This window comes from Flavobacterium sp. CR10 (genome assembly GCF_055814415.1).
Map to the genome: position 1 here is coordinate 2623885 of NZ_CP185985.1, position 12493 is coordinate 2636377.

6 protein-coding genes are annotated in these 12493 nt (G+C 35.6%); 1 reads left to right on the forward strand and 5 read right to left on the reverse strand.

The window, feature by feature from the left end; all coding sequences use genetic code 11:
• Positions 1–339 precede the first annotated feature (339 nt).
• The 3 genes from ACNRYB_RS11710 to ACNRYB_RS11720 form a co-directional block, all read right to left on the reverse strand.
• Positions 340–1719 carry a Gfo/Idh/MocA family protein gene (locus tag ACNRYB_RS11710; RefSeq protein WP_473730164.1) on the reverse strand — a complete coding sequence of 460 codons (1380 nt, stop codon included), beginning with the start codon at positions 1717–1719 and terminating at the stop codon, positions 340–342.
• 99 nt (positions 1720–1818) lie between these two features.
• Positions 1819–4002, reverse strand: coding sequence for a M1 family metallopeptidase (locus ACNRYB_RS11715; protein WP_473730165.1), 2184 nt, complete (start codon positions 4000–4002; stop codon positions 1819–1821).
• Between the two features lie 22 nt (positions 4003–4024).
• On the reverse strand, positions 4025–7120 hold the full coding sequence (locus ACNRYB_RS11720; RefSeq protein WP_473730166.1) for a DUF5107 domain-containing protein: 3096 nt from the start codon (positions 7118–7120) through the stop codon (positions 4025–4027).
• A gap of 194 nt (positions 7121–7314) precedes the next feature.
• Between ACNRYB_RS11720 and ACNRYB_RS11725 the strand changes: the two genes are divergently transcribed.
• Positions 7315–8289 (forward strand): integrase core domain-containing protein, encoded by a 975-nt coding sequence (locus ACNRYB_RS11725; RefSeq protein ID WP_473728256.1) that lies wholly within the window; start codon positions 7315–7317, stop codon positions 8287–8289.
• Positions 8290–8421: 132 nt separating this feature from the next.
• On the opposite strand, the gene ACNRYB_RS11730 is transcribed toward ACNRYB_RS11725, so the two are convergent.
• A complete protein-coding gene (locus ACNRYB_RS11730; RefSeq protein ID WP_473730167.1) occupies positions 8422–11424 on the reverse strand; it encodes a glycoside hydrolase domain-containing protein in 3003 nt (1000 codons plus the stop codon).
• Between the two features lie 37 nt (positions 11425–11461).
• Positions 11462–12463: a c-type cytochrome gene (locus tag ACNRYB_RS11735; RefSeq protein ID WP_473730168.1), complete on the reverse strand. Its 1002-nt coding sequence runs from the start codon at positions 12461–12463 to the stop codon at positions 11462–11464.
• Between the last annotated feature and the right edge of the window lie 30 nt (positions 12464–12493).

Genomic DNA, 12493 nt, shown 5'->3' on the forward strand with positions numbered 1-12493 from the left:
TTCAACTTAATATTAAAAGGAGCTGTCTCAAAAGGACAGCTTTTTTTGTAAGCTTCGGAGAAGCGAAATATTTGTAAAAATTCAATAAAATGAATGCAAAAGAGCTCCAGCGGAGCGACATTTTTTTCCAATTAGGATATGTCGCTCCGCTGGAGCTTTGTCATTGATAATAGATTAAATTGCTATAAATGTTTCACTTCTCCGAAGCTGAATTTCTAAAATCAAACGGTTTGTAAATACTTTTCGGACTGCCTTTTTTTGTTTTGTAAATGGTCTAAAACAGACAAGAGAGCAACATCTACTTTGCCCTCTTGTCCCTTACTAACTAACCAATAATATTTATTCTGAAAACTCTAATTTTTTAAGTTTGTTCCAGCCCCCACGAGTAAAATCTGGAATTTCTACAGGAGTAGAATTATGGTCTAATGAAATTTCGGTTAACGGACCAAGGCAAGACCATTCGGCTAAATCGTAAACATCCATATCAAGAGGAAGACCTTTTTGCAGACAGTGAATTAAACGATAATCCATAATGAAGTCCATTCCGCCGTGACCGCCTACTTTTTTAGCCTGTTCCTCGATTCCTTTTGCAATTGGGTGTTTGTATTTTTCCATTAATGCTTTTTTCACTTCTTCAGGAACAAAAGAGTGTGCGCTTAGTTTTTCGTGATTTGGTTTTACGTCATCACTTAATTCTTTTCCGTCCAAAGCATAACCTTCAAGCGGATATTTATTAGCAAAACCCTTTGTACCGCTCAACTGATACATTCTGCTGTAGGGGCGAGGAGAAGTAACATCGTGTTGGATGTGAATTGTTTTTCCGTTTTCTGTGCGAATCATTGTCATAGTGTGATCTCCGTTTCTAAAATCTTTAATTTCCTGTCCCGATTTTTCTTTAATGTAAGCAGGATTTCCAACTGCTTTTGTATCCATAGAAACCAAGAAATTCATTTTATCACCACGGTGAATATTTAGTGCCTGACACGCAGGTCCCATTCCGTGTGTCGCATAAATATCGCCGCGGTGTTTAATGTTATAATCCATTCTCCAATTGTTCCAGTATTCTCCCCAAAAAGGCTGTAAACCGTGAATGTACGAACCTTCAGCATGTAAAATTTCTCCAAAAACGCCTTGCTGTGCCATATTTAAAGTGGTCAATTCGAAAAAATCGTAAACACAATTTTCCAATTGCATGCAATGTTTACGAGTTTTTTCAGAAGTATCAATCAGTTCCCAGATTTCTTTCATAGTTAAAGCTCCCGGAACTTCAATAGCAACGTGTTTTCCGTCTTTCATGGCTTGAACACCTATTACAGCGTGGTGTTTCCAATCTGTAGCCACATAAACTAAATCTACATTTGGCAAAGCCGTAACTTTTCTCCAAGCATTTTCGTCACCGTAGAATTCCTGTGCTTTTGGAAAACCAGCTTTCGTTAAAATCTCATTTGACTTTGCTGTATTTTCTTGAGTCATGTCGCACAAAGCCACAATTTCTACACCTGGAATATGTGTCATGCGTTCGACAGCGCCAGGACCGCGCATTCCAAGTCCGATGAAAGCAATGCGAACGGTTGGAATTGGATCTGCAGCCATTCTCAATACGTCTTGCTGTCCTTTTGGGCGTGAAGGCGTTTTGGTCTTAATCATTTGAGCCGATGCAATTGTCCATCCGAACAAAAGAAAAAGGATTGTTATAGGTTTTAAGAAGGTGATTTTCATGAGTGATTATTGTTAGATAATTTTTTAAAACAACCTCTCTAATGAACCAAATTAGAGAGGTTTTCAAAAACAAAAACAGACCTAAAGGATTCTTAATAATTATTTTTGACTACTAAATCTTTTCATTAATGGCGTTACATGTTTTTGGGTATCGTCATCTAATGAAGCTAATGCTTTATCTGCTTCGGCTGGTGCATATTTTGTTAATCCTGCTAATCCTGCTGCAATTACGTTGTATGATTGTTTTTTAATGCTTTCTTCCATTAAACTTTTATAGGAAGCATCGCCTGTAGAAGCCAGTTTTACAATAGCATTTGCTCTAGCGATTGTCTTTTTATCATTTTTAGCAATATCAAGAAGCGTTTTTAAAACCTGATCTTTGGTTTGCTTTTCATTTAAATCAATTGCTTTGATGCTCAAAACTCTTAAATCTTCCTGTTGATCTTTTAAACCTTCCAGTAAAATAAGTTGCGATTCCTGACTTCTGTCTTTTGAAGCAAATTTTATGGCTTCAATTCGGTTGTAATACGATGGCGCATTTTTATATTGATAAAGATAATCAGCAGCCGTTTTTTTATCGACATTCACTTCGCCAACTAGAATTTTATCTGGATCTAAATCTATAAATTCAGGTTTTGAAGGAAGGTCAAAAGTGAAGCTTTGTTGTTTTTTATCAATTAAAATATCCTTTCTGATTTTAGTTCCGTTTACATAAAAATCAACTTTTAAAGGAAGCGTAAAAGTTTGCACTGCGCTATCCTGAGATTGACTTATTGTAATAATAACTTTTCCGTTAGCATATTTGTAGTTCACATCCAAAATCGGACTTCCAGCATTATAATACCATTGATCAAAATAAGGCAGCCAATCTTTTCCTGTCACTTCTTCCATTGATAAACGCAGTTGATGCGGTTCGCCAGATTTGTACGCATTTGTTGTTAAATAATGATTTAGTCCTTTAAAAAAGGCTTCGTCGCCCATTTGGTTTTTCATAGCATACAAAATGATAGAACCTTTAGAATAGCTAATGTTATCAAACATATCGTCTGCATTTTTATAATGAAAACGTGCCAAAATCGGACTGTTCCCATTTTTTTGAGAGCGCAAATAATTCTGCAATTTTTCATAACGTGATCTGTCTTCCGCATCCTGTCCGGCATCGTGACCATGCCATAAAACTTCTCCAAAAGTGGCAAACGATTCGTTCATGGTTAAGTTTGACCAAGACTCAGCCGTTACGTAATCTCCAAACCATTGATGAAAAAGTTCGTGAGCAATGGTACTTTCTTGATTATCATCTAATAATTCGCGTTCTGTTTTCTGAACATATTCACCATGAACTGTCGCTGAGGTATTTTCCATCGCGCCTCCAAAATAATCTTTCACAACAATTTGCGCATATTTTGCCCAAGGATATTCTACACCAAGCATTTTGCCGTAAAAGTTCATCATATCTGGCGTTTTGTAGAAAATCTGTTTGGCATACGGTGCATATTTCGGCTCTAAATAATAGCTGACTTCTTTTCCGTTGTATGAATCTTTATAGACTTTAAAATCGCCAACCGCCATCATAAACAAATAAGGGGCATTTGGCTGATCCATTTTCCAAACATCTGTTCTTGTTCCATCTTTGTTTACTTTTTGTGAGGTTAATTTACCGTTTGAAAGTGTTGTATATTTAGTCTCAACGGTCATTGCAATTTCAGAAGTTGTTTTCTGATTGGGTTTATCGATTGTTGGGAACCAGCAAGAAGAAGCTTCCGTCTCGCCTTGCGTCCATATTTGTGTTGGTTTGTCACCTTTTCCGTCAGGATTAATAAAATACAATCCGTTTGAATTGGTAATCGATTCGCCAGCTTTGCTTTTCAGTTCTGCTGGTTTTGCGGTGTAATTAATGAAAATCGTGTACTTTTCAGTTCGTTTGTATTTTCTGTTTAAAGCGATCGAAAGCTCTTCGTTATCGTATTTGTATTGCAACGGAATACTTTTTTTGCCATCAATAATAGCGATTTCTTTAAAATCCATTCCTTTCGCGTCAAGCTTAAGCGAATCGGTTTCGTAAAAATGCGGTTTTAAAGTAATCCATTCTTTTCCGTACAAATAACGTTTTCCGTAATCGAAAGAAACTTCCAATTTGGTATGAATTAAATCATGAGTTTTTAAAGGAGTAGCACGGTAAATGGATAATTCATCAACCTTTTCTGCTTTGTTTTGTGCTTCAATTTTTGGACTCATCAAAACGACAAGACCCAAAAAAGTATATTTTAAAAAATGGTTTTTCATTTTTTATGTTTTTTAAAGTTCATTACAATTTTTCGATAATTCTGACTTCGCCGTCTTTTTCATCTTCACTCAAAATATTAGATGGTTTTTTAGCGTAAGACAATAAAGTCCATTGCACTATTTTATTTGTCGGATACAAATTTGCCTGAGTTTTAATCCATTTTTCAGCTTCTTGAGCAGAAGAAGTTTTTTCGATAGCCCAAGCCGAAACAAGGTTGTTTGCCGGAAGGAAGTTCATAACTGTATTATCAACTACAGGTTGAAAAGCCACAATTTTCTCTAAAGATTTAGAAGCCATTTCTTTATTTCCGAGACTGTTATAACATTGATAATCTAACCAGTTTTCTAATCTTTCATCGATATTTTCGTCGTAAGGTTTTCCTACGCCTAAATTCTCTGGAAACAATTTGGCATCGGCAATAAATTGTAGTGCTTTTTTATAATTTTTACTCTTCATTTCTGCCAAAGCCTGCATCAATTTAGCTTCGTGATACAATTGTCTTCCTGCTGTTGCGCCTTCGAAAGGAAGGATTTGCAATTTGGTTAAGAACGAATCGGCTTCGCGGTATTTTTTGTTTAGCAATAAAGTTTTGGCATAAAGCATTCCAATCAAATAATTGTCTTGATGTTTTTTATAGAAAGATTCAGCCGTTGTAAGCGCTTTGTCAAATTGTTTTTGAGCGATGTAATGTTCTGCAAGCATTTTATGGTATCTCCAGCCTTGCGGATCTAATTTTATTGCCTGCTGAAGACTTGCCAATACTATTGAAGCATCATCTTTAAACAACGAAGCTTTAGCTCCATAAAAAGCTGGATCATTTGGTTTTGCACCGCATTGCGAAAACAATTCTTTAGCTTCTGAAATGCTGTTACGATTCCATTCAATTAATCCTAAATGATATTTTAACTGATATTGATCGTTTGTTTTAATTAATGATTTCAAAATTTCAGCCGTTTCATTTCTGAAAGGGAAACTTGTTCCCGGTTTTATTTTGCTTAAATCAACTGGTTTATTTTCTAAAAAGGCTTTCCAATATATAATTTCAGCGCTTGGTTCTGCAATAGAAAAGACTTTTAAAGCTTCATCTTTTCGACTGATATTATTGTACCAAATTCCCAATTCAAGAAAAGTCTGTTCTGGCATTTCGTTTTGAATGGCAGAAACAAAAGCATTTTTTGAATCGGCTGAATTGTTCCAAAGGTATTTTTCAAAATCAGCAAAATGATTCAGCGGATCTAGTTTTGTGATTGTTTTTAAAACAGAATTTGCTTTATCAGAATTATTTTGAAGACGATATAAAACCGCTAAAACCTGTAAACCTTCTATATTGTATTGATTATAGATTAAGCTTTTCTCGGCATATTCAATAGCTTTTGGCAGATCATTTTCTGCTAAATAAATTTTGCTTGAAGCGGTGTAAGCAGGACTGCGGAATTCGACACTTGCAGCAGCAATATCAAAACCGTCCTTTGCATCAATAGTATTTCCTAAATGGAAATTCGCCAAAGCATAAAAATAATTCGCAGCAGGATCATAAGTATCAATGGCTAAAGCTTTTTTTGCTGAAATTACAGCTGCTTTATAATCTAATTTTCTAATTTGCAAAGAAGCCAATGCAGAAAGGGCAGGAGCGTAGTTTGGATCTAGTTTCAAACAAGCATTTAGTTTGTCTTCAGCCAGAACATAATCTTTAAAACTGATGTAATTTTTTCCTTGCTGATACAATCCGTAAACCGAATTATGATCAAAATCTTTCGGAATTTCCACAGGGCGATTGATGTTTCCGTCTTCTGGTGCTGAATTCCATACCAATTTATTTCCGCCTAAAACAAATTTCAATTTATTAGAGTCAACTTTTACTTGAATGGAATCTTTAAAAGTTTGCATAGTATTCAAAGCAATATCTTTAGAATACACCTTTTTGTCGTTTTCAAAAACTTCAATTTTGTCGTTTAATTTTTGAAGCGGAGAAAAATAGATTTTTAGCCAGCCGTTTTCGTTTTTAATATTTACAGAACCATAATTGTTGGCTTTTACAAAACCTTTTGTGTGTTTTACAGGAAACCAATATTCGGTCCAAGTATCGGTTTGATACGGTGCAAACGAGCGTTGTTTGAAAGGCGTAAGGCTGCTGGTTTCGCTCGCTTGATTGAATAATCTTCCGCTTTGCACTTCTACATATTGTCCGTCAGTATCCGTCAATAATTTTTCCCAAATCATTCCTTGCTGAGACAATCCCCAAATCCAGATTTTTTTGCCCGGTTTATCGTCGTGATTGCCATATCTTCCCATTCCGAAATCTTCGTCGTGATAATATCCGCCAAAGAAATCATCATATTTCCCGAATACGTGATACGATTTGTAACCGCCAAAATTATTGTTTTTGTAGAATGATAAATCTTTGCCGTTTTCTTTGTCAATTGGCCAAGAATTGTATTCTCCGTTATGGCCAATGTAAGTTTGTCCCGGATAAATAAACTGCAGATTTTCAGCTGCTTTTATTCCCGTATTCATCCAAGTATAATAAGGCTGTTCGAATTCGGTTGTGTTTGACCAAAACGAATTTGTGGTAAAATAAGCTTTGTCTTTTGGAAGGTTGATGTCTAATTTCCAAGAAGTTCTCGTCAATAAATCTAAAACGCCAATCACGCAGCTGATGCTTCCGTCTTCTCGATTTATGATTTTATAATCTACCGGAGTTGCGCAATTTGGTGTGTGGCCAATAATTCCGTAATTACCTTCAACACCGCCGCTTGTCCATGGTCCGCGCATGGCAATGTCTCTAAATTTTACCACATGATTATTGTAAACAATGTCTTTTCCTGTAGATTTTTCTATAGCCGACCAAACTTTTCCGCCAATTTCTGGCAGGATCATCAGTTTGATATAATCGTTTTCAATTTCGATTACTTTCCATTCTTTCTGAATCGGTTTATCAGTAAATCCGTCAAAACGGAAATATGGATAAAACTTGGTATCAGGCTTCGGAATCGGATCTGGATCTGAGAACGGATATGTGGTAAATACTTTTTTGTATTCTTTTACGGTTGGTTTGTTTTGTGCGGTGACAAAGAGGCTTCCAAGGAGTAGAATTGATAATAATGGTCTAAATTTCATGATGGAGAGCTTGGTTATTTGTGGTTGTTTTTTTGCCACAGATTGCACAGATTAAAATGATTTTTTTATCTGTTGAAAAATTAATCCGTGTTAATCTGTGAAATCTGTGGCATTATTTTTTTAAGCTTTTTTGTCATTTCTGTAAAGGTTAGATAATTCGGTAACAAAATTTAACTTTAATAAATTTTGTTAAGATGAGAAATAATAGTCAAGATTCGACTTTAGAGCGAAACTATTTAGAGAAGTATCGTTTTTTAATAAAAGAATATGAACAGGTAAAAAACAAAACACATCCATTGTATAAAAAGGCAATGGATTTTTATGCAGCAAATGACACGTGCAGAAAAAGTTTTTTAAAATATTATAACCGCTATAAGCAAAGTGGCAAGGCTTTAGATTTATTGCCTCAAAAGCGGGGTCCAAAATATAAAACCAGACGTCCTTTGCCTTTTATAGAGCAAAAAGTAATTGAATTAAGAGAAAAAGGAAACAACAGATATGAAATTGTTAGTATCTTAAATCCCAAATTAGGAAAACATACACCATCATATTCTGGAGTTTACAATATTTTAAAACGACATAAAATAAATAGATTAACTCCGAAGATTAAAAAGAATCATCAGAAAATAATCAAAGAAAGAATGGGACAGCTGGGTCATATTGATTGTCATTATTTAAGTAAAAGCATAATTCGCGGAGAAAACAAAAAACTCTATTTAGTCTGTGTAATTGATGATTACAGCCGGATTGCCTGGGCAGAATTGGTTCCTGACATTACCAGTTTAACTGTAATGTTTGCGTCATTAAAATGCTTAAACATCCTAAGCAGCCATTATGAAATAAAATTTGAAGAGATATTATCTGATAATGGCGCTGAATTTGGAATAAAAACAAGTAAAGTAAAGCACCAGCATCCTTTTGAAAGAATGCTGATGGAACTTGGAATCATACACAGATATACAAGACCTTACCGTCCGCAGACAAATGGCAAAGTAGAAAGATTTTGGAGAACTCTGGAAGAGGATTTATTGAGAGATACAGATTTTGATTCTCAAGAAGAACTAAAAGAAGAATTGCTGCAATATTTATATTATTACAATCATGAAAGACCACATCAGGGAATTGATGGAAAAAAGCCAATCGAAATGATAAATCCGTTACCGAAATAAGTAACTTTTACAATTTCGACGAAGGAGAAATCTTCGTGAGAAACTCCGCAAAGTATATCGTCAATCTTTGTCGAGCTACTTGTGGAGATTTCTCCTTCGTCGAAATGACAAACAGTACGAGGCAATTGTTGATTACTTCACAATCAACAACCAGCCTTTTCCTTTAGAAACGGGTATTTCGTCTTTTGCTGTGAACGTTTTTGCTGATTGGAAATTGGTCACTTCAGGAGCTGTAATCGTAGCTTTTGCAGGATTGATTCCTAGTTTTTTCCAGTCGATATTTAGTTTCACATTTACATCAGCATCTGCCCAGCTTGCGATTGAAATTAAAGCTGTTCCGTTCTTTTTGTAAACAGTTGCCAAAACTTTGTCATTGTTTGTTTTTACAGGACAGTTTTCGCTCCAATATCCAATCATTTCAGAACCTTTAATTCCGAAAGAATCCCAAAGTTTCCAGATGTTTCTTGGGTCAGCACCGTCGCTCCAAGGTAATCTGTTTGTCATTCCGTAAACCATTCCTCTCCACGGATTTCCACCATCTTGAAGCATTTCGCCCATTAAACCAAACGGAATTCCGCTTACTTCGGTCAAGAAAAAGTCAGGCTGATTTTTTTGATAATCAAAATATTCTCCAAACCATAATTTATTGATGTACGGAAAGTGCTCCATGTATAAATTGGCACTATTGTTAAATCCGTCGCTTTTGTTGTATTGATTTGCACTGTGTAAATCGATAATTCCAGGATGTCCGTCTTTCGTTAAAACTCTTTTGATACGTTTCATCGTGATTCTGTCAAAAGCAACGTCGTCAAGATAAATTCCATCAATACCAACATTTTGAGTCAGCCAATTCATTCCCTCTACATAATAATTATGCCAACGGTTCATACCGCTGTTTACGATTGCAGCATCTTTAATTTCAGGAACAAACCAAGCTGCGATATAATCGTCGCCAACGTGTTCTTGAAGCCAGGAGAATCCGCCGCCTTTTCCTGGAGAATAAATTTCGTGACCTAAACTTCTTAAAGCGAAAGTTTCATAAGCTTTGTTTGAAACCTCTCTAACTGTATTGTAGATTTTTACTTTTAATCCTTTTTCATGCGCTTCATCGATATACGTTTTCATCTTTTTAAATTCGATAAAAGGATAATTGATATACGGATTGATAGCATTTGCGTGGTGAATATTAATTACCGTTGCGCCAGTTTTAGCAATAGAGTCGATTGGGCTGTATTTATGGTAAAACTTTGTATCCCATTGAAAATCGGTATTTATGGTATGGAAAGGCGTAATCAATAAGTTGAAATTATAGTATAAAACATCGCCTTTTTTCATTGTTCTGGCACCGCTGTACGCATTTACTACAACCGATTTTTGGTTTGGCGTAATCGTAATTCCACCTTTATTTTCGTTACCCCAAGAAGTTGGCAACAATAAAGGTTTTTGCAAATAGAAATTAGTGTTTAACGGACGGCTGTATTTTTCGTCTCTTAAAGAAAACTGCAATCCAGAGTTTACTGCACCAATCCAAGCACCATCTTGGTTTTTATGAGCCACATCCCATTTCCAGTCAAAAGTTGCAGGACGATCTCCACCTTTTTGACCTAATCCCATCATATATTTTGCAGAAGTTGGCTGCATTGGCATTTGGAAATTAATGTCATTAAAAGCAACATCTTCAAGAGCTGTAACTTTTACTATATAATGTACAAAACCATCAAATTCAACAGAAGCGTTTACATCCATTTGAACCGATTTTGAAGTAGAAGTACTTTCCCAAGAAACCGTTCCAGCTTCTTTTTTAGTAAATTTTACACCGCTATTTTTCCATTGCACTTCTTTTCCAGAAGCGTCAACAAAATGAAAATCGATTGGAGCACTTAAAATGTCATTTGCTTTTGTTGTAACAGAAGTCATTTCTGGAGTAAAGAACGTCTGGATTTGCGCTGGGAATCCGTTTGGCGCTACAATCAGTTTTCTTCCTAATAAAGCAATTTCAGAGTTGTTTACTGTTAATGGAGTATAAGGAGCAATAACCGTATTTTCTTGAGCTAATGTCGAATTTAACCATTTTAAACGTGTCATTTTTTCTGGACTGTCAATGACTCCATTTTTCGTTACTTCGTTAGAAACAATAATTTGAAGATTGATTTCTTTTGATTTTCCGTCAGCAGTTACAGTTGCTTTTCCGTTGTAAGTTCCGGCAGCAGCAGTTTGTGGAATATCGATTCCGCACCACATTGCCTGAATTTTTCCTTTTGAAACAGAAACCGTGTTGGTGAAAGGATTTCCGTCATATTTAGTTCCGTCAGTATTGATGCAACTAATGTCTTTAGCTTCGATTGTTGCGCCAGTTGTGCTTACTAAATTGGTGAAAGATACTTTTACATTTTTTAAATCTTCAAGAGCGTAAACTCCTAATTGAAAAGCTAAATATTCGCCTTTCATTGCTGTATCAGAAAAGCTGTTTTGAACCCCTTTTTGAATCCATCTTTGCGGTAAATCTGATTTTAATTTGATTGAATGTTCTCTGTCTTCTGGGAAAACCAAGAAAGAATTTCCGCTGTTTTTTGACACAAGAGCTGAAGTTTCAGATGCCGTTGCAATCACTTCCATCGGGTAAAAACTATTGAAAGCATTTACACTCTGAATTTCTGTTACAGCAGCATTGTCTTTTAAGTTTGCCTTTATATTTGAAAGCCATTTTGCATCAGCTTTGTTTTCAGGTTTCTGATAAATTCCTTTTGGGTAATTTGCAGTTCCTTCGTCAACATAAGGCATGTAATAAACGTAATAGGTTCCTTTTCCCGAAATAGGTTCAAAGAAAATAGTTCCGTTTTCTCTATTGATATTTTCGGTTTTGATGTTCTGAATATCTTTTCCAGACGCATCCTGAACGATAATCTTTTTAAGTTCTGGATTGGTGTCTCTTCTTCGCCATTCTATTGTCGTTTTAGCAACATTTCCCGACCCAGAAAAGGCAATTACAGCACGGTGATTTCCTAATTGATTCGGATTCCAGCTGTCATTTCCATCTGAATATTTAATTTGTGCAGTTAGGGGAATACTGATTGTGATAAAACACATTATTAGTATTCTGCTTAAAAGCGTTGTGTTGTTTAGGTTTAGTTTCATTGTATTGTATAATCAGGTTAAATAGTATATTTTGAGTTTAGTAAACCGCTTTCCAGCCTTGTTTTTTCCAGTAAGCAATAATGGGTTTGTAAGGTCCGTATTTGTGCTGTTCTTCAGAAAAATTATCTTGAAATGGACTATTCGCATAATCGATAGGTTTGCCCATTTTATTTGGATAATCAAACGTTTTTGGGTTTGGTCTTTTATGCTGTGAATCGTCATTTACATAAGCTGCAATGTCAAGCGCTTGTTTGTCTGTAAGATACGGTTTTCCAAGCAGTACTTTATCGTAAGGCATATTGCTTTTTAGCCATTGCGCCTGTTTGATTACACGATGCATGCTTGAACCTGGCTGATATCCATATTCGCCCCAAAGTGGAGGATAGGTGTAACCCGATTTGTCTGCATTATAAACACCTTCGCCATTGTTTCCGTGGCATCTTGCGCAGTTTTCGGCAAATAAAACTTTCCCTCTTTCTGGACTTGCAGCAACATCTGGAAATTCGATTTCTAAATTTTTAGCTCCTTTAAAATTACCATCTTTTGGTACAAATTTGCTGATCCATTTAAAATAAGATAAAAACGCCACCATTTCTTTACTATCTAGCGGAAGCGGTTTACCAGAATGCGGACGCATAATGCAGTTATTAACTCTTTCTGCCAATGTAAGAACTTTGTTTTCGCGCCCGCGATATTGTGGATAATTATCGTGTGAAGACATCAAATTGAACGCATGAGGTTTTGTTCCTGCATCTTGATGACAGTTGGTGCAGTTCATTTTATTGCCCAAATATTGTCCGTTTTTTCCGTTTGGACCAATATAATAAGCAGTTTTCATCATTAGTTCTCTTCCGTAACGAACTGATTCTCCAAATTGATCGTCTGGAATCTGAGAAGTATCAATTGTAATATAGCCTTCTTCATCTTCTTTTTCTTCAATTGTTTTTGAAGCTAAAGTTTGAGAATTTGATTTGTTGCAGGAATTGAAAACAGCTACTGAAAATGCTGAAAAAAGTGCAATAAGAATTAATTTTTTCATGTCTATTATTTTTATCCTAACAGGTTTTAA